This window comes from Pseudophaeobacter profundi (genome assembly GCF_029697505.1).
Lineage (GTDB): Bacteria > Pseudomonadota > Alphaproteobacteria > Rhodobacterales > Rhodobacteraceae > Pseudophaeobacter > Pseudophaeobacter profundi.
In genome coordinates this window covers 1-19197 of sequence record NZ_JARJEF010000017.1, presented here as the reverse complement: position 1 = coordinate 19197, position 19197 = coordinate 1, and the positions used below count along the sequence as shown (strand labels likewise).

14 protein-coding genes and 1 pseudogene are annotated in these 19197 nt (G+C 61.7%); 7 read left to right on the top strand and 8 right to left on the bottom strand.

All coding sequences use genetic code 11. The features are described 5' to 3' along the window. Positions 1–5 precede the first annotated feature (5 nt). Entirely contained in the window at positions 6–344 is a 339-nt protein-coding gene (locus P2081_RS18690) for a carboxymuconolactone decarboxylase family protein (protein WP_278924316.1), read from the top strand. Between the two features lie 78 nt (positions 345–422). Here the strand turns inward: P2081_RS18690 and P2081_RS18685 are convergent, their stop codons facing one another. From P2081_RS18685 to P2081_RS18665, 5 genes are all read right to left on the bottom strand, one after another. Beyond that, positions 423–2933, bottom strand: a complete 2511-nt coding sequence (locus P2081_RS18685; RefSeq protein WP_278924315.1) for a GcvT family protein — start codon at positions 2931–2933, stop codon at positions 423–425. A 178-nt stretch (positions 2934–3111) separates the two neighbouring features. Continuing rightward, positions 3112–3447, bottom strand: coding sequence for a hypothetical protein (locus P2081_RS18680; protein WP_278924314.1), 336 nt, complete (start codon positions 3445–3447; stop codon positions 3112–3114). 120 nt (positions 3448–3567) lie between these two features. Continuing rightward, positions 3568–4977, bottom strand: coding sequence for an FAD-binding oxidoreductase (locus tag P2081_RS18675; RefSeq protein WP_278924313.1), 1410 nt, complete (start codon positions 4975–4977; stop codon positions 3568–3570). A 171-nt stretch (positions 4978–5148) separates the two neighbouring features. After that, positions 5149–7014, bottom strand: coding sequence for a gamma-glutamyltransferase (gene ggt / locus P2081_RS18670; RefSeq protein WP_438826549.1), 1866 nt, complete (start codon positions 7012–7014; stop codon positions 5149–5151). A gap of 38 nt (positions 7015–7052) precedes the next feature. Continuing rightward, positions 7053–8039: a 2-hydroxyacid dehydrogenase gene (locus P2081_RS18665; protein WP_278924312.1), complete on the bottom strand. Its 987-nt coding sequence runs from the start codon at positions 8037–8039 to the stop codon at positions 7053–7055. Positions 8040–8309: 270 nt separating this feature from the next. Here P2081_RS18665 and P2081_RS18660 point away from each other — a divergent pair, with 270 nt between their 5' ends. Next, positions 8310–8777, top strand: coding sequence for an SH3 domain-containing protein (locus P2081_RS18660; RefSeq protein ID WP_278924345.1), 468 nt, complete (start codon positions 8310–8312; stop codon positions 8775–8777). Between the two features lie 24 nt (positions 8778–8801). Here the strand turns inward: P2081_RS18660 and P2081_RS18655 are convergent, their stop codons facing one another. Both P2081_RS18655 and P2081_RS18650 read right to left on the bottom strand, forming a co-directional pair. Beyond that, positions 8802–11426: an AAA family ATPase gene (locus P2081_RS18655; protein ID WP_278924311.1), complete on the bottom strand. Its 2625-nt coding sequence runs from the start codon at positions 11424–11426 to the stop codon at positions 8802–8804. After that, on the bottom strand, positions 11423–12571 hold the full coding sequence (locus P2081_RS18650; RefSeq protein ID WP_278924310.1) for a metallophosphoesterase family protein: 1149 nt from the start codon (positions 12569–12571) through the stop codon (positions 11423–11425). The genes P2081_RS18655 and P2081_RS18650 overlap by 4 nt, the downstream gene beginning before the upstream one ends. Positions 12572–12715: 144 nt before the next feature. Between P2081_RS18650 and P2081_RS18645 the strand changes: the two genes are divergently transcribed. The 5 genes from P2081_RS18645 to P2081_RS18625 all read left to right on the top strand — a co-directional run bounded on the left by P2081_RS18645 (position 12716) and on the right by P2081_RS18625 (position 18713). Then, positions 12716–13411 (top strand): GntR family transcriptional regulator, encoded by a 696-nt coding sequence (locus P2081_RS18645; protein WP_313790359.1) that lies wholly within the window; start codon positions 12716–12718, stop codon positions 13409–13411. A 43-nt stretch (positions 13412–13454) separates the two neighbouring features. Continuing rightward, positions 13455–14474 carry an ABC transporter substrate-binding protein gene (locus P2081_RS18640; protein ID WP_278924309.1) on the top strand — a complete coding sequence of 340 codons (1020 nt, stop codon included), beginning with the start codon at positions 13455–13457 and terminating at the stop codon, positions 14472–14474. Positions 14475–14558: 84 nt separating this feature from the next. Then, on the top strand, positions 14559–15326 hold the full coding sequence (locus P2081_RS18635; RefSeq protein WP_278924308.1) for an ABC transporter ATP-binding protein: 768 nt from the start codon (positions 14559–14561) through the stop codon (positions 15324–15326). Then, the gene (locus tag P2081_RS18630) at positions 15319–16131 is read left to right on the top strand and encodes an ABC transporter permease (protein WP_278924307.1); all 813 of its coding nucleotides are present in this window, start codon (positions 15319–15321) and stop codon (positions 16129–16131) included. The genes P2081_RS18635 and P2081_RS18630 overlap by 8 nt, the downstream gene beginning before the upstream one ends. Before the next feature lie 368 nt (positions 16132–16499). Continuing rightward, on the top strand, positions 16500–18713 hold the full coding sequence (locus tag P2081_RS18625) for an NADP-dependent isocitrate dehydrogenase (RefSeq protein ID WP_278924306.1): 2214 nt from the start codon (positions 16500–16502) through the stop codon (positions 18711–18713). A gap of 129 nt (positions 18714–18842) precedes the next feature. Here the strand turns inward: P2081_RS18625 and P2081_RS18620 are convergent. Next, positions 18843–19197, bottom strand: a pseudogene (locus P2081_RS18620) (methyl-accepting chemotaxis protein); the annotation flags it as partial.

Genomic DNA, 19197 nt, shown 5'->3' with positions numbered 1-19197 from the left:
ATCCAATGGACTGGAACACAAAACTGGAAACAACCCGTCAGGGGCTGCGCAATCTGAATCGGGCTATTCCCGACACGGCACAGGCCTTTGGTGCGCTTGGAAAATCCGTGAAACAGGGCGGTGTGCTGGACTTCAAACAAAAAGAGTTTGTCGCCCTCGGGATCGCGGTTGCAGTCCGCTGTGAGGACTGTATCGGACTGCATGTGGAAGCGCTGGTCCGGGCCGGGGCAAGCCGCGAAGAAGTCTCTGACGTCTTGGCAATGTCGATCCAGATGGGGGGTGGTCCTGCCATGATGTATGCCGCCAAGGCGCTCACCTGCTTTGACGAATTGATCAGCAGCTGAGAGCAGGAAGTTCACCCAGAAATACCAAAAGCCCCGATCATCAGATCGGGGCTTTGTGTCTCAATACCCTACAATAGCCTAGCCGTTTTGGCGAATGGTGGCGTTTGTCGGATCGTAGGGGCTGTCACAAGTGACAGTTGCATCCCACAGTTTATCCTGCAGTTTCACCTTCAGCTTGGTGCCTTCCACCGCCAGTTCCGGTGGCACATAGCCCATGCCGATGCTCTTCTCAAAGGCCACGGAATAGCCGCCCGAAGTCAGACGCCCAACACGGGTTGCGCCATCTTCAGTATAGAGCGCCTCGCGGCCCCAGGGATCGGCATCTGCTGGTCCGTCAATCAGCAGGGTGCAGCACTTGAACCGCACGCCTGTCTCAATCATCGCCTCTTTGCCGTGGAAATCTTTTTCCAGGTCGATAAAGCGCGGCAGATCGGCCTCGGCTGGGGTGGCGTCGCGGCCCAGCTCGGTGCCGAAGGCGCGATAGCTTTTCTCCATCCGCAGCCAGTTCTGGGCGCGCGCGCCGACCAACTTCATGCCGTGTTTCTCGCCTGCTTTTTCCAGCAGATCGAACAGGTAGTTCTGCATCTCGATCGGGTGATGCAATTCCCAGCCCAGCTCTCCGGTGTAGGCCACACGGATCGCATTGACGGGGCACATGCCCAGTTCGATCTGACGCGCCGACAGCCAGGGAAAGCGCTTGTTCGACAGGGCGGTTTCAGGGTCACCGTCGACAATGATCTCCTTCAGCACATCGCGCGACTTGGGGCCGGCGATGGCAAAGACACCCCACTGGGTGGTGACATCCTGGATCTCGATATATCCGAACTCTTCCATCTTGTCTTCGGCCGCCTTGCGCAGGAAGTCGGCGTCATACTCGGTCAACGCACCAGCAGAGACCAGATAGTAACTGTTCTCGCCATTGCGCACGATGGTGTATTCGGTGCGGGTGGTACCGGCCGAAGTCAGCGCATAGGTCAGGTTGATCCGGCCGATTTTTGGCAGCTTGTTGCAGGTGAACCAATCCAGGAACTGGGTGGCACCGGGCCCCTTGACGACATGCTTGGTAAAGGCGGTGGCATCAACCAGGCCGACGCCGCTCCGGATCGCCTTGGCTTCGTCCACGGCGTATTGCCACCAGCCGCCACGGCGGAAAGAGCGCGCATCGTGGTCGAAATTTTCGGGTGCATCCTTGGGGCCATAGTAGTTGGGACGTTCCCAGCCATTGACCCAGCCAAACTGCGCGCCACGTTCTTTCTGGCGCTCAAACGCCGGAGAGGTACGCAGGGGACGCGCGGCGGGGCGTTCCTCATCAGGGTGGTGCAGGATATAGACGTGCTCGTAGCATTCTTCGTTCTTGCGCGCGGCAAATTCGGTGGTCATCCAGCTCTGGCTATAGCGCTTGGGGTCAAGGCTTGCCATGTCGATTTCGGCTTCGCCATCGACCATCATCTGGGCCAGGTAGTAGCCGGTGCCGCCGGCGGCCGTGATCCCGAACGAGAACCCTTCGGCCAGCCACATGTTGCGCAGGCCAGGAGCCGGGCCAACCAGCGGGTTGCCATCGGGGGTATAGCAGATCGGGCCGTTGAAATCATCCTTGAGGCCGGAGTCGGCGCAGGAGGGAACGCGCTCTGCCATCGCCATGTACTGATCCGCAATCCGGTCCAGATCGAGCGGGAACAGATCGGCGCGGAAACTGTCGGGCACACCGTGTTCAAAACGCGCAGGCGCGCCGTGTTCGTAGATGCCGAGGATCCAGCCGCCGCGCTCTTCGCGGGCATAGGATTCATTGTCGGCGTCGCGGATGACGGGGTGCTCGGGGTTGCCCGCTTCGCGCCATTTGACCAGCTCGGGGTCCTTGTCCATGACGATGAAGGTATGTTCCACTGGCACGGCAGGCATCTTGATGCCCAGCATCTTGGCGGTGCGCTGCGCGTGGTTGCCCGACGCGGTCACGACGTGCTCGGCGGTGATCACCACTTGCTCGTCGGAGGGGACCAGGTTGCCGCCCTTTTCCACCATCTTGGTGCAGGTGACTTCCCAATGTGTGCCGGTCCAGTGGAAGGCATCGGCTTGCAGTTTGCGCACGATCTCGACGCCGCGCTGTCGGGCACCCTTGGCCATCGCCTGGGTCACATCTGCTGGGTTAATATAGCCGTCTTCGGTGTGGTAGATCGCGCCTTTCAGGTCGCCGGTTTCAATCAGCGGCCAGCGCTCCTTGATCTGGTCGGGGGTGAGCCACTCATACGCGACATCGCAGGTTTCCGCGGTCGAGGCATAGAGCTTATATTCATCCATGCGCTCTTCGGTCTGCGCCATACGCAGGTTACCCACCACGGCAAAACCCGCGTTCAGGCCGGTTTCGGCCTCCAGCGACTTATAAAAATCGACCGAGTATTTATGGATATGGGTTGTCGCATAGGACATGTTGAACAGCGGCAGCAGCCCGGCGGCATGCCAGGTCGACCCCGAGGTCAGTTCGTCACGCTCTACCAGCATAACGTCGTCCCAGCCAGCTTTGGCGAGGTGATAGGCAATTGAGGTGCCAACAGCGCCGCCGCCGACGACCAATGCTTTGACTTGAGTTTTCATGAGGCCGTTCTCCGGAACAAGTGACTCGGGGGTTGTGCATTGCTTATGCCCAACGCGCATCAAACCGGGCTAAATCCATCCGACGCAAAAAAAGTCAAAACCGACCTTTTCACCCGTCGACACCGCTTTGCCGACCGCAGATTGCCAAGGCGCGCCCCAAAGCGGCGTCACAAAAGGATTATTGGCAGCTTACAGTAGTCGTGCCGCGCCGAATGCAGACAGCGGCTGGTTCGTCATCCCGGGCAGAGGCATCCTGCGCGTCTGCCGCAAGCTCTGCCAGTTGCGCATCACCTGGCGCGTGGTCTGCAGCGCGACCGATCGCGGTCGTGCCAAACCCACTAGCAAGGGCCTGCGCCGGGGTCTTGTCGTATCGCTTTTGCACGATGGCTGCATAGTCTTTCATGCTCAGCTCTCCCGGGGCGAGCCCGGCCGCCTGGCTTTGCATGTTGTAGTCCACCACGACAACGGCCTGGGTGCAAAACACAAGTATCCCAAGACTTTTCTTGATGCTCATCCGACCTCCTGCGCGCGGCCCCCTATGGCCACGACACAGGGGTACAGGGCAATCCGTGCAAAATTATGGCAGGGCAGACCCCGGATCCGTGCCGCCAAACCGCCCTGCCCCGCCCGTCAGTCAGTCCTTATCGCTCAGCACCTTACCAGGGTTTAGGATATTGTCAGGATCCAGCGCCGCCTTGATTGCCGCCATATAGCGGGTGGCAGCCCCCAGCTCCTTGAGCAGATAGGGCCGCTTGCCCTGGCCAATACCATGTTCCCCGGTGCAGGTGCCATCCATCGAGATCGCCATTTCGTTCAGCCAGCCGATATAGTCATCCGCCTTTTGCCGTTCTTCGCTGCTCTCCATGTCAATCAGCAGCAGCGCATGGAAATTCCCGTCGCCCACATGGCCCACCATAGGCGCGATCAGCCCCATGTCCTCGGCCTTTTGCCGGGCTGCGCCGACGCAGGCAGCCAGTTGCGAGATCGGCACGCAGACATCGGTAGAGATCCCCTTGGCGCCGGGGCGGATCTGTAGGCTGGCCCAGTACATATCGTGCCGCGCCTGCCACAGCTTATTGCGTTCTTCTGCGGTTGAAGTGGCCTCATAATCAAAGCCGCCGAACTCTTCTGCGATGGCGGCAAAGGTCTCGCTCTGCTCCAGCACACTGGCGTCAGAGCCGTGGAATTCCAGCAGCAGCAGTGGCGTCTGGGGCAGCGACAGCTTGGAATAGGCATTGGCGGCGCCGACGCTCATCTCGTCCAGCAGTTCCATCCGGGCGACAGGCACACCGTATTGGATGGTCATCATCACCGCGCGGCAGGCATCATCCACCGAACGGAACGAACAGCGCGCCGAGCGGATGGCCTCGGGGATGCCCTGCAGACGCAGGGTGAGTTCGGTCATCAGCCCCAACGTCCCCTCAGAGCCGACCATCAGCCGGGTCAGGTCATACCCCGCCGAGGACTTCTTGGCCCGCTGAGCGGTGCGGATCACCTCTCCATCGGCCATCACCACCTCAAGCGCCATCACGTTGTCTTTCATGGTGCCATAGCGCACCGCATTGGTGCCCGAGGCGCGCGTTGCCGCCATGCCGCCCAGCGAGGCATTGGCACCGGGGTCAATGGGAAAGAACAGCCCCTGATCACGCAGGAAGGTATTCAGCTGTTCACGGGTGACGCCGGGCTGTACCACAACGTCCAGATCTTCGGCATGCACCGCAAGGATCTTGTCCATCCGCATCATATCGATGCAAATGCCACCCGCCGGGGCATTCACATGCCCCTCAAGCGAGGTGCCGGTGCCAAAGGGGATCACCGGCACGCCATACTCGGCGCAGGTTTTGACAATGCTTGCGACCTCTTCAGTCGACGTCGGGAAGACAACGGCATCAGGGGCCTGATTGGTGATCCAGGTGGTGGTATGGCCATGTTGCTCGCGGATCGCTTGGCCGGTTTGCAGCTGCTCTCCGAACTGCTGTTTCAAGACGCTGATGGCAGCCTCGATGCCGGCTTCATTACGTGGCAATGCTGTTGCTTGCACCATGGTGTGATCCTCTTCCTATCCCCGGCGGTATGATGTCGCCGCTGTCCTCGCCTTCGTGTTGTCATGACAACACGCGCGCCTCTTATGATGTAAAAGAGGGGTGCAGACAAGACGTTGCCGCACCCCTTATTCTCTGCATGGTGGCCAGCCCTTGGGCCAGGTTACATCCCGCTATTGACCCAGCGCAATGCCCTCGCGGCGCGGATCTGCCCCCCCTTTCAGGGTCTCGCCAATCTCAATCGCGTGCAGCCCCGAATTCAGATCGCGGATGTTGACCTTATAGCCCATCTCGACCAGCGGCGCTTCCAGCTCTGTAGCGGCGGTGTCGGCCTCAAGATCATAGGTGCCAAAGCGGTTCACTGCATGGGGCAAGGCCAGCGCCTGTTGCACATCCAGCCCCCAGTCGGCCCAGGCCACAATCGCGGTGGCCACATAGCCGATGATCCGGCTGCCCCCGGGCGAGCCAATGGCAAGAACCGGTGCCCCGTCACGCAGCACGATCGTGGGCGCCATAGAGGAACGCGGCCGTTTGCCCGGCTCTATCCGGTTGGCAATCGGCACCCCGTCGCGATGGCTGCGAAAGGAAAAATCGGTCAGCTCGTTGTTGAGCAGAAAGCCATTGCTCATCACCCGCGAGCCAAAGCCGTTTTCAATGGTCGTCGTCATCGACAGGACGTTGCCATATTGGTCGACAATCGTCAGATGCGAGGTAGATGGAAATTCAATCGAAACATCATCGGCCCAAAGCGGCGCCAGAGCGGCGTGATCAAACTCGGGCTGGCCCGGTGCCACCTCGGCCAGGGCTTGTGGCCCCGCCAGCAGCTGGCCACGCTGGGCCAGATAGTCAGGATCAACCAGCCCCTTGACCGGGACCGGCACAAAATCGCTATCGGCCATATAGCGGCCCCGATCAGCAAAGGCGAGCCGGGAGGCATCGCCAATCAAGCGCCAGGATTCAGGGTTTTCAGCGCCCAGGGCCGCCAGGTCGTAGCCTCCCAGCATGCCCAGGATCTGCCCCACTGTCAGCGCCCCGGACGAAGGTGGCCCCATGCCGCAGACCTCAAAGACGCGATAGCTGGCGCAGCTCGCATCGCGCTCTTTCACCCGATACAGCGCAAGATCCAGCATCGACAGCACACCGGGGTTGCCCTCGGCCTGCTGCACGTTGCGCACGATCTCTGCCGCGATCGGCCCGGTATAAAACCCTTCGGCGCCCTGTTCGGAAAGCACCTGCAGCACATCGGCATAGGCCAGATTAGTCAGACGATCACCTTCGGCCAGCGGCGTGCCACCCGGCAGAAAGTAATCAGCAGTTGCCGGAAAGCGGCCCAGACGATCCGCATCCTGCGCAATCGCACCCGCCATCCGCGGTGAGACCTCAAAACCATCCTGCGCCAGGGAAATCCCGGCCTCAAACAACGAGGCCCAGTTGGTCTGCCCCCATTTGCGATGCGCCGTCTCCAGCAAGGCAGGGGTGCCGGGGGTGCCAACGGATCGCCCGCCAACCACGGCGTCAAAGAACTTTAGCGGCGCGCCAGTTTCGTCCTGAAACAACTGTGGCGTCGCGGCCAGGGGCGCGGTTTCACGGGCGTCCAGGGTGGTGACAGCCCCTGTCCTGGCGTCATACCAAACCAGAAAGGCACCGCCCCCCAGGCCCGAAGACTGTGGCTCGACCAGTCCCAGCACCACCTGGGCTGCAATCATCGCGTCAGCCGCCGTGCCGCCTTGGCGCAGAACCTCCGCGCCAGCCTCCACCGCATGTGGGTTCGCAGCCGCGATCATCCAGTCCTGTGCCTCTACCGGTTGCCCCGCCTGCTTGGCAGCCAGTGCCGCCGCAGAGGCATCGGAGATCGCCGCAATGCCGCCCCGGCTTGCGCCTTCGGGTGCAACCGCATCGGCGGCCTCTTCTGCCTGCAGGCCAATCCCAGACAGAACCAGGATTGGCAGGGTCAAGACAGACAGGGAAAGAACTGGCTGCATCAACGACGGAACCGTCCGTGCAGATGCAGCCAGACAGGTCAGAAAAACAGATTTCATGGAATGCCCCTCATACGCAAAAGATGCTGGCAGGGCTGCTACAACATGGCTGGGACCACCTGATCAGGTGGCCGATGCCCATCCTCGAAGGTCTTGATATTCAACAGGACTTTTTCACCCATCTCGATACGACCTTCAAGGGTTGCAGACCCCATATGAGGAAGAAGTACCACATTCGGCAATTCGCGCAACCTTGGATTGATATCGGTGCCCTTTTCATAGACATCCAGACCTGCCCCGGCAATTTCATCGCTGCGCAGCATCCGCGTCAACGCCAGTTCGTCGATCACCTCGCCGCGTGAGGTGTTGACCACCACCGCCGAGGGTTTCATCAGCTTCAGCCGCCGGGCATTCAGCAAATGAAAGGTCGAGGGCGTCGAAGGGCAATTGACCGAGATCACATCCATGCGCGCCACCATCTGATCCAGGCTTTCCCAGTAGGTGGCATCCAGTGCGGATTCGATTTCGGGGCGCAGGCGGCGGCGGTTGTGATAGTGGACCTGCATGCCAAAGGCGCTGGCCCGGCGGGCCACAGCCTGGCCAATCTGGCCCATGCCAAGGATCCCAAGGCGACGCCCGGCCAATCGCCCGCCCAGCATCGCAGTGGGCGCCCAGCCCCGCCAATCACCTTTCTGCATAACGGCCAGCCCCTCGGGAATGCGCCGCACCACCGCCATGATCAGCGCCATCGCCATATCGGCGGTATCATCGGTCAGAACCCCTGGCGTATTGGACACCAGAATGCCGCGTTGCCGGGCGGTGGCCACATCAATGTGATCGACCCCGGCGCCATAGTTTGCGATCAATTTCAGTTTTTCCCCGGCCTGCCCCAAAAGCGCCGCATCAATGGTATCGGTTACCGTCGGCACCAGCACATCGGCCTCTTTCATTGCGGCAGCCAGTTCCTGGCGGTTCATCGGTGTATCATCGCTGCGCAGACGCACATCGAACAGCTCGCTCAGCCGTGTCTCGACTGGCTCTGGCAACCGTCGCGTAACAACAACACTCAGACGTTCTCTGGCCACTTTTGCTCTCCCCTGGCTTTGCAAGTCACTTGCCTTCATGACATGGTGGCGCAGGACGGAACCGGGCACAAGAACCGATCCACCGGAACCAAAGCAGTTGGCGCGGCTTTTTGCCTTTTTCCAGGTCAGATTGCCGCAGGATTTTGCGACATATATTGGGCAGGCTGAACCCTAAGCAAAAGTGAGCAGGCAGTGATTAAATTTTCCACAGGATGGCGCGGTCTGGCGCTGGCGCTCTGCGTTGGTTTTGGCGTCACGCCTGCAGGGTCCATCGCCGCGGCCCAGGAAAGCAGCCAGCCAGCCCCCCAAGAGCGCGGGCCAGTGACCAACCTGCCTCTGCCGCGCTATGTCTCGATGAAGGCCTCCGAAGGCAATGTTCGGCGCGGCCCCTCTTTGACGCATCGCATCGACTGGGTGTTCAAACGACGTGGCATGCCGCTGCAGATCACCGCCGAGTTTGGCCACTGGCGCCGGGTGCGCGATCAGGATGGAGCCGGCGGCTGGGTTCATTATGCCCTGCTGTCAGGGGTGCGCACAGTGCTGGTGCAAGAAGACATGCTGACCCTGCATGCACAACCGGATGAACGCACCGCAGTGACAGCCGCGCTTGAATACGGGGTGGTCGCGCGCCTGGGCACGTGTTCCCTGACCTGGTGCAACGTCTCTGTCGGCGGCTTTGACGGCTGGGCCCCCAAAGATAAACTCTGGGGGGTGATGCCGGACGAAATCCGCGAGTGACCCCCCTGTACCGCCTTGTGGCCCCTATGGCACCACCCGGCGAATGCTCAGCTGGGTGCCACCAAGGGCGCGAAAGCTCTTTTGGCGGCAGGTGAACACCAGGATCTGCATCTCATTCGCCTGCAGCGTCAGCGCATCAAATATCTTCTCGATCCGGGCGTCATCGGTATAGACGATGGCATCATCCAGAATGATCGGCGCAGGCTGTCCCCGCCGCGCCAAAAGCCGGGCAAAGGCGAGACGCACCAGCAGGGCAACCTGTTCCTGCGTGCCACCAGACAGGCTGTCAAAGGCTTCCTCTTGCCCGGCACGCTGCAACTGATCCGGCAGCACCTGCCCCGCATCCAGCGCCAGGCGCGCTTCAGGCCAGAGCAGCCGCAGCAATGGTTGCAGTTCTTTCAGCACCGGCCCGATATAGGCCTCTTGTGCGGCACTGCGGGCGCGCTCCAGCGCCTGTTCAAGGCGGCGTAGAACCGCAACTTCGAACTCGATCCCCTGCAGCCGTTTGCGGGCCCCAATCACCTGGTCACGCAGCTCTGCCAGATCTTCCTCCACTGCCGCCCCGGCGCTGGTGGCAATGCGGCTGTCCAGCACTGCCAGATCTCGCAGGTGGCTCTGCACTGCTTCGCGGGTTGAAGCCTGCTCGGATTTGGCACGGGCGGCGCGGGCCTGCGCCTGCTCCAGATTCGGGGCTTGCTGTTCCAGCAGCTGATACTGCGCCTTGCGCGTCGCCAGCCCCTGCTCCAGCTCTGCCTGGCGTTGCTGCAGACTGACCAATCGCTGGGCCATATCGCCCTGCTCTGCCAGGGCCGCCTCGGCGCGTTGCAGCCGTTGCTGCGCGGCCTGATGATGCGCCTGGGCACCTTCCAGCGCGCGGCGCAGCTCGGCCTCTTGGCTGCGCGCCGCCTCACGCTCGGCAGCGCTGCGCTCCAACGCGCCGCGACAGGAGAGAAGATCCGCCTCTGCCGCGTCGATCTCTTGCGCAGAACCCTGGACAGGCGGTGTTTCACCAGCCTGCGGATCCGCCATCGTCGGCAATGCGTCCAGCTGCTGCATCAGGGCCAGAATGCCATCCGGGGCAAGGGTGGCAAGCTGCTGCTCGGCCTCTTGCAGGCGAATGACGGCCTCTTGACGGGCACGATGGGCTTGGCGCGCCTGTTCAACATCCGCGCAGCCCGCCTGTTCCAGGGCCGCACGCAGGGCGCGCTCTGCCTGATCCAATTGCACCTGGCCGCCGTCCGCGCCCGGGTGCAGATCAATCTGCGCCAACCCCGGCACCGAAAGGCACCCGCCTGCCGGCAGCGACAGGCGCTGCCCGCCGAGTAGTGGCGCGCCATCCAGCAGCAGCAGCCCATCCAGCCCCTGTTCATAGGTTACCGTAATGGCCGGGGCCGCCAATTGCTGCGCCTGTTGCGCTAGCGCCAAGGCCTCGCGGGTGGTCTCTATCTCGGCCAGAGCACTGGCATCCGGGCCTGTCGTCGCCAGATGGTTTTGCCGGGTAATCTGCTGCATGGCGCTGCGCACCTGGGCCAGGGTCTGTTCCAACGCCCGACGCTGGCCTGCGGCCTGGGCGTGCCTCTCGGCCCGTTGTAGCGCTGCCAGCCGGGTTTCGGCCTCGCGCGACGCCAGCTCGGCCTCGCGATGCGCGGCCTCTGCCTGCGCCAGCCGCTGCCGGGCCGGATCCAGATCTGCCACAATGCGCGCGCAGGTCTCGGTGGCGGCCTCGCAGGCTGTTTCGGCCTCGCTGCAATCCTGTTGCCGGGCCTGGAACTGCGCCAGCGCGCGCAGGTGACTGTCCAACATCAATTCAGCATTTTGCGCCCCCTGTCGCGCCACCTGCAGCTTTTCCTGATGCTGCTGTGCCGCCGCAAGATCCTTCTGGCTTTGTCGCAGGCGGCTCTCCTGCTCTTGCTGCATCTGCGGGTCTTGCAGATCACCCAGCGCACGGCGCAGATCCTGACGCTGATCCAACTGTTGGCGCAGCTCTTGCACCTGGGCGGCCAGCGCCTGCTCGCGGGATTCATAATCCGCCAGAGCGGTCATCGACAGTTCCAGCGCACCGCCCTTTTTCGCCCCGCGCGAAGTCACCAGCCGATCCAGAGACTGGCGCACATCGCGGCGGATCGCATCCATACGCTGCCCACCAGTGACACTGTCCACCTCGCCCGCAACCGAAGACATCAAATCCTGCCGCGCCGCCAGCGTTTCTTTGGCATCGGCAAAATTGGTCAGCCCCTGACGCACCCAGAGTAACCCGGCCGGGCCGCCCTCTTTGGGCGATTTGATCAGCGTCTTCAGCCAGGCCTCAGCCGCATCCGATTGCAGGAACAGGCTGTCGCCCTGCCAGATCCGCACCTCGCCCTTGCCAGAGGCCTTGCGGAACTGTTTGACCAGACGATAGACATCACCCTGCAGTTCAATTTCCACCTCGATCCGGGGGTCGCCACCAACACGCGGCGCAAGGGCGCGGGTGTCTTTGTCCCAGGATTTTGCATCCTTGAAGAACACCGCATGCAGGGCGTCAAAGATGGTCGACTTCCCCTGTTCATTCGGCGCAGCAAGGACATTCAGCCCCGGCCCCATGCCGGTGATTTCCACCAAATCGGTGAACCGACGCACGTTTTCCAGCCGGATGGCGCGAATTATCATCGGGGATCCTCCGCCGCGGCCGCATCCTGCGTATAGGCAAACAACCGGTTCAGCGCCGCCGAGGCGGTGTCACGTTCGGCCTGTGCCAGCGTCCCGTCCTGGGCCGCCTGCATCAGCTCTTCGGCGGCAGTGCGCAGGGCCCCATTGCTGGCAATCAGGTCCAGATCAGATACCTGATGCTGACTGCGCAGCCCGGCTTCGTCCAGCTGGAAATAGCAGAACTCCGGTGCCACCTCAGTCACCGCCCGGCGCAGCGCCAAGAGTTGCGGCGGCGTCACCCAGCCTTCGGCCCGCAGCCGCAGCAGGTGGTGCTGCCAGTCTGAGCGCGGCTCTGGTAGCAGCGCGCGCACCTCTGCCACGACATCCGCCGCCGGGGTCAGCGCCAGCGGCTGTTCTTGCCAGTGGTAGATCCCGGTTTCAATGAACGTGACCTTTGGTTCGGCGCCCGGCGTCGTCAGCTCTACCAGCAGGCATTGCCCGGCCCCCGCATGTTTGAAGCGATCTGCTTCCGGGGTGCCGCTGTAACGGCTGCGGGCGTTCAGGGTAAAGGCACCGTGCCAATCCCCCAGCGCCAGATAATCCAACCGAGCACTGCTGGCCCGCTGCGCCGAGATCACCTCGCCGCCCGTCTCTTCGCTGCCAAATTCAAGCACCCCACCATGGGCCAGACCAATACGCAAATCGCCTTCTGGCGTGGCCTGCCCATCCATCCATGCGGTCAGGTCCTGACCGGCAAAGCGATGGCGGCAGGGCGCCGGCAACAGCTGCACCCCTGGCGCCATCTGCACAGGATCGGGCTGCATCAAAAGGTGGGTATTCTCCCCCGCATGCTCTGCCATCGCCGTCCAAAGCGTTTCAGCAGCGGCACTGTCATGATTGCCGGGAATGATCCACCACTGCAAATCGGTTGCCGCCGCCATACCGGCCAGCGCCTGTCGCAGTACCCGGTCTGATGGAGTTTCACTGTCAAACAGATCACCGGCGATCAACACATGCCCGGCCCCATGCGCCTGCGCTACCCTGGCCAGCCCGACAATGCTTTTCTGGCGGGCCTGCTGCAGATCAGCGCGCGTTTCTTCCGGCATTTGGCCAAAGCGTTTACCCAGATGCAGATCCGAGGTGTGGAGAAAGCGAAATGGGGTCATCGAGGCTCCGACAAGTGATCACAGCGGCACGGCGCGCGCCTTGGGGGGTATGAGTGGCAGAGGCGTCGGCAGGGGTCAACGTGGCTTTGCCCAGAGCGGTAAAACTGCAGGGATGATTGACAGGGGGAAGGCTCTGCGCCAAAAATGTCCAACATTTTGCAAAATCGGGTTCAAATGCTCTTTGGTTCAAAACAGGATGAGGATGAAACGGTGGTGGCCATGCTGGCCTCTGCGCTGCGTCGCGACATCTCGTTTGGCCTGCTCCGGCCAGATGAAAAGCTAAAGCTGAACGGCCTGCGGCAGCGCTATGGCGGCTCGAACCATTCGATGCGCGAAACCCTGCGGCTGCTTAGCGCTGAGGGCCTGGTGGCGGCAACCGCCCAGCGCGGCTTTCGCGTCACCTCGGCCACGTCACAAGACCAGCAGGACATCCTGTTCATGCGGGTGCAGATCGAAAAGATGGCATTGGAGAGGGCGCTGAAACTGGGCGATGTCGCCTGGGAGGGGCGCATTCTGGCCGCGCATCATGCCATGCGTCACCGCGAAACCCTGGTACAAGAGGATCTGAGCGATCTGGCTGCCCTGGAATGGGATAATGCCTGCCGCGGCTTTTTCTACAGCCTGTGCGATGCCTCGGACTCGCCGCGCCTGCTGGACACCCAGCAGAAATACTACGACCAGTCCCGCCGCTTTCGCCTGGCTGCACTGCGCGAAGGGCGTCTGGATTTTGCCCAACGTGCGGCCCAGCACCATGCCCTGCTAACGGCGGCTTTGGCGCGCGACACAGGCACCGCGCTTGGCCTGCTTGAGACCGTAATAACAACGGAGTTGCAGGCCTGAGCCAGCAACGCCACACAGACGACATACACGAGGGAGGAAGACCATGACTGAATTTACCCGCCGCAAGGCATTGGCCCTATTGGGCAGCAGCGCCGCCGCCGCTGGACTGGCAAGCCCAGCCCTGGCATCAGGGCGCAAAATCACCGTGGGCGCGCTGCGTTTCACCAGCCATTCCGGCAGCTTCATCGGGTTTGAGCGCGGCTATTTTGCCGAAGCGGGCCTGGATGTAGAGTTCAAGTTCTTCCAGGCGGCGACCCCGATGGCGGTTGCGATTGCGTCAGGCGATGTGGATTATGCCGTGACCGCCATGTCCGGCGGGCTGGTCTCGCTGGCAGACAAGGGCGCGGTCAAGATCATCGGCGGCGCCTTGTCAGAGGAAGCAGGCATCGACGGCCAGAAATATCTGGTCTCGGACGCCGCCTATCAGGCTGGCATCACGACCCCGGCACAGCTGGCGGGCAAAAGCTATGGAATCACCACGGCCGGATCGTCCTTCCACTACATGGGCTCCAAAATGGCCGCCGCCGAAGGGATCGAGCTGAAGTTCAAGCCCTTGCAAAAGGTCGGCGCCATCATCGGCGCGCTGAAATCCGGCCAGATCGATGCTTGGTCCATCGTACCGCATCTGGCCAAGCCGCTGGCGGGATCGGGCCAGGTGCATATCATCGGCAATGTTTCGGACTATCTGCCCAACTACCAGGTCACCACGGTCTTTACCTCGGCCAAGAATGCCAGCGGTGAACAGCAGATGACCCGTGATTTCCTGGCCGGCTATTCCAAGGGTGTCGCCGAATACAACGCCACCATGATCGACAAGGCCCAGGGCGACGAAGGCGTTCAGGCGCTGGTCGATCTGATCCACAAGTATGTCTATGCGGATCGCCCACGCGAAAAGGCTGCCAAATCCATCATCAACGGCACCATGCGCCTGAATGAGGGCGCAGCGATGAACACCGCCTCGCTGCAGGATCAGCTAAGCTGGTTCCAAGCAGAGGGCCTGGTGGACAAGGGCATCAGCCTGGAAACCGTGATTGACCCAAGCTACGTGCAGACCCTGGGCTAAACCAGCCAGCATCACACCATCGGGGGCGGGGCTTTTGCCGCGCCCCCTCTTCACACTTGTTCCCAACATTCATTGGAGCCCCACATGGATATTCGCCTCTCTGGCGTCAGCCATTCCTACGATGACTTTGAGGTGCTCCGCGATATCTCGCTCGAGATCCCCTCGGGGCGGATCGTCTGCATCGTCGGCCCTTCAGGCTGTGGTAAATCCACCCTGCTGCGATTTCTTGGCGGGCTGGAAAAACCCAGCCATGGCGAGGTGCTGCAGATCGGTGCGCCGCCCAGCGATTGCCTGAACCCGCTGACATATATCTTTCAGGACTTTGCCCTGCTTCCCTGGCGATCTGTGCGAGGCAATATTTCACTGGTGCTGGAAGACCACGGTATTCGCGGAGCCCGTGCAGACGGTATCATTGCCGATGTCCTAGCCCGCACCAAGCTGAGCGATTTTGCCAAGGCCCTGCCCAAGCAGTTGTCGGGCGGGATGAAGCAACGGGTGGCCATTGCCCGCGCCCTGGCGGTGAACCCTGCAGTGATGCTGATGGATGAACCCCTGTCGGCGCTGGACAGCCAGACCCGCGAATTGCTGATGGATGATCTGGTCAGCCTCTGGACCCGCACGCCCTTTACCGCCGTCTATGTCACCCACAACCTGGCAGAGGCCGTGCGCCTGGGGCATTCCATCGTGGTGATGTCACGCCGCCCCGGAGAGATCCGCGAAGTGGTGCATCTGGATAAGCCGCTGGATCAGCGCCAGTATGGCGACACTGATCTGGAAGAGAAACAAAAATACCTATGGCAGCTGATGCGCGAAGAAGCCCGCGCGGCAGATGCGGAGCTGGTCCATGTCTGATTTGCATTCTCCCTCCACCGCCGCCCGGCAGGTCACCTTTCGCGGCGGCGGCTTTGCCCCGTCCAGTCCGCGCTGGATTGGCGTTGCGGTTTTTGCCGTGCTGCTGGGTCTGGCCGAGCTGGGCACCCGTCAGGGCTGGATTTCACCGCTGACGCTGCCCCGCCCCAGCGATGTGCTGCTAACCTTCCAGGAACTCTATGCCTCTGGTCTGTTGTGGGCGCATCTCAGCGTGTCTCTGACCCGCCTTTTGATTGGCGCTGCCCTGGGGGCCAGTCTGGGCGTGGCCACCGGCGTTTTGATTGGGCTGTTCTCTTATGTGCGCGCCGGATTGGTGCCGCTGACGGCGGCGCTGTTTCCGATCCCCAAGATCGCCCTGCTACCGCTGTTCGTCATCTGGTTTGGCATTGACGAAGGTTCCAAATACGCGCTGATCGCCTTTGGCACCTTTACCCCAACGGTGGTGGCAACCTATGGCGCGGTGGACAATGTCGACCGCAGCCTGATCCGCATGGGCCAGAGCTTTAACCTGTCGTGGTTTTCCATCGTGCGCAAAATTGTGCTGCCCGGTGCTATGCCCGGCATCCTGTCCGGCCTGCGTATCAGCCTGGCGATTGCCATCATCCTGCTGGTCGCCGCCGAAATGCTGGGCGCGGAATATGGCATCGGCGCCTATATCCTTGAGGCCGGGTCGCTTTATGATCTGGAGCGGCTGTTTGCCGGGGTGACCATCCTGTCACTACTGGGCATCACCATGAGCACAATCATCGGCCAGATTGAACGCCGGGTGCTGAGCTGGCGCCAGTAGCACAGCAATCCAAAGGCGACTGGCGACTGGCGCGCGAGGGCGACGCGCCAGTCGCCCTGCGTGCATCCGTATCCTTGCCTAGCCTGATCCTTACCTGGCCTGCGCGTCACTACCATGACCTGAAAAATGCTGCCGCCGCGCTGCGCAGCCCCCTGGCAAAGGGTGAAAACTGCTGCACCGCGTCAATCTGCCAGCGCAAATCCGCATCCTAGTGATTGCACCGACTGCTTTCCTGCTCTACATGGGGCCTTAAATGGCCCCTGCCCAAACACCAGATCGGCGCCGGGTCCGTTCGCTCTTATGCAAGAGACGTAGTGCTGCTACGCTAAGTCAACAAAGCTTCCGCTATCGCTGAAAGGTTGAGAAACATGACAGAAAATTCAAACCCCGACATTCTGTATACCATCGTAGACGAAGCCCCCGAGCTGGCCTCGGCGTCCTTCTTGCCGATCATCCGCAAGTTCGCGGCCGCCGCAGATGTCAGTGTTGGCACCAAGGATATTTCTCTGGCGGGTCGCATCATTGCCACCTTCCCCGAAGGGCTGACCGCCGAGCAGCGCCAGCCCGATGACCTGGCCGAGCTGGGCAAACTGGTCAAAACTCCCAATGCAAATGTCATCAAGCTGCCCAATATCTCGGCCTCTGTGCCGCAGCTGCTTGCCGCGATCGAAGAGCTGCAATCGCAGGGCTATGACATCCCCAACTACCCCGAAGACCCCAAGAGCGACGCGGAAAAAGAAGCCCGCGCCCGCTATGATGGGCTGAAAGGTTCTGCTGTGAACCCGGTTCTGCGCGAAGGCAACTCGGATCGCCGCGCCGCCCGCGCCGTCAAGAACTACGCCCAAAACAACCCACATTCGATGGGGGCCTGGTCCGCAGACAGCAAGACCAAGGTCTCGTCGATGCCGGGCAATGATTTTTATGCCAATGAAAAAGCGGCCACCATCACCGCAGCCCAGGCTGGGAATGCCAAGATCGAATTTGTTGCCAAGGATGGCGCGGTCACCGTGCTGAAAGACGGCTGGGCGCTGGAGGCAGGCACCATTGCCGATGCCACCTTCATGTCCGCCGCTGCGCTCGGTTCCTTCCTGGCCGATGCAATTGCCGACACCAAGGCTGACGGCACCATGTTTTCGCTGCACCTGAAGGCCACCATGATGAAGGTCTCCGACCCGATCATCTTTGGCCACGCGGTCAAGGCCTGGCTTGCGCCCGTGTTTGACAAATTCGGCGCTGAACTGGACGCGCTCGGGGTGAATGCCAATTCCGGCCTTGGTGATCTGTTGGATCGCGTGTCCGGCAACGCCGACATCATGGCCGCGATCGTGGCCGTGACTGCCGATCGCCCCGCCATGTATATGGTCGACAGCGACAAAGGCATCACCAACCTGCACGTGCCATCGGATGTGATCATCGATGCCTCGATGCCCGCAGTGATCCGCGCGGGCGGCAAAGGCTGGGATGCAGCGGGCAATAAGGGCGACACCAACTGCGTTATCCCTGATCGCTGCTATGCCACCGTCTACGACGAGGCGATCAATTTCTTCAAAGCCAATGGCGCGCTTGACGTCACCACCGCAGGCTCTGTCGCCAACGTCGGTCTGATGGCGCAAAAGGCCGAGGAATACGGATCGCACCCAACCACATTCGAGGCCCCTGCGGATGGCACCATCCGGGTGGTCCTGGCCAATGGCGAGACGCTGCACAGCCACGACGTGGAGGCTGGCGATATCTGGCGCGCCTGCACCGCCAAACAGGCGCCGATTGAGAACTGGATCGAACTGGCGCTGGATCGCCAGCGTCTGACCGGATCCGAGGCGATCTTCTGGCTGGATGACAACCGCGCCCATGACGCCGAGCTGATCAAATATGTCAAACCCGCGCTGGAAGCGGCAGGCAAAACAGATCTGTTCCAGATCATGGCCCCACGTGAAGCAACTGCCCAGTCGCTGAAGACCATCACCGCAGGCAAGGACAGCATCGCCATCACCGGCAACGTGCTGCGCGACTACCTGACAGATCTGTTCCCGATCCTTGAACTGGGCACCTCGGCCAAGATGCTGTCGATCGTGAAACTGATGCAAGGTGGCGGCCTGTTTGAAACCGGTGCCGGTGGATCGGCCCCCAAACACGTGCAACAGCTGGTTGAACAAAACCACCTGCGCTGGGACTCGATGGGCGAATTCTGCGCCCTGGGTGAAAGCCTGAACTTCCTGGCCGACAGCAAAGGCAATGCCAAGGCCGGCGTGCTGGGCGCGGCTGCCGAAGTGGCGACCCAAGGTATTCTGGACAACAACAAGTCGCCATCGCGCAAGGTTGGTGAACCCGACAACCGTGATAGCCACTATTGGTTCGCCCGTTACTGGGCCGAAGCCCTGGCTGCCCAGAGTGACGATGCCGAAATCGCCGAGCATTTCGCCCTGATCGCGACAGCCCTGCAAGAGGGGGAAACCCAGATCCTGACCGAACTGGCCGCTGTCCAGGGCCCTGCTGCCGATATCGGCGGCTACTACCACCCGAATGCGGCTCAAAAGGCCGCCGTGATGCGCCCAAGCGCCACGCTGAACGCCATCATCGGCTGATCCCCCTGCCCCGGCGCGCAATCCGCCGGGGCAGAGACCAGCCTATTGAGGCAGAGACAGACAAAACAAACGCCCGGCGATTTCGCCGGGCGTTTTTTATCATTCAACAATCAGTCTGGGACCGCAGGATCAGAAATCCTGCCACATATCCCTGGCCGCATTGCCATCGTTACGGACGTTGACAATGCCTGGGGCGGGGGCTGCCTCCAGATCCCAGTCATCATCGCCATGGGCCGATGGTGTCACAGGGGCTGCTGGCGCAGCCGCGGCGGCCAGACGTGGCATGGCGGTCACGGATGCACTGCCATCCACTTTGAAGACCGCGATCAGCTCCGCCAGTTTGGAAGAATCTGTATTCAACAGATGCCCGGCGGCGGTTGCCTGTTCCACCATGGCGGCGTTTTGCTGGGTCACCTGATCCAGCTGGGTCACCCCGGTGTTGATCTCGTTCAGGCCGGTGGACTGCTCCACCGCGCCCTCGGCG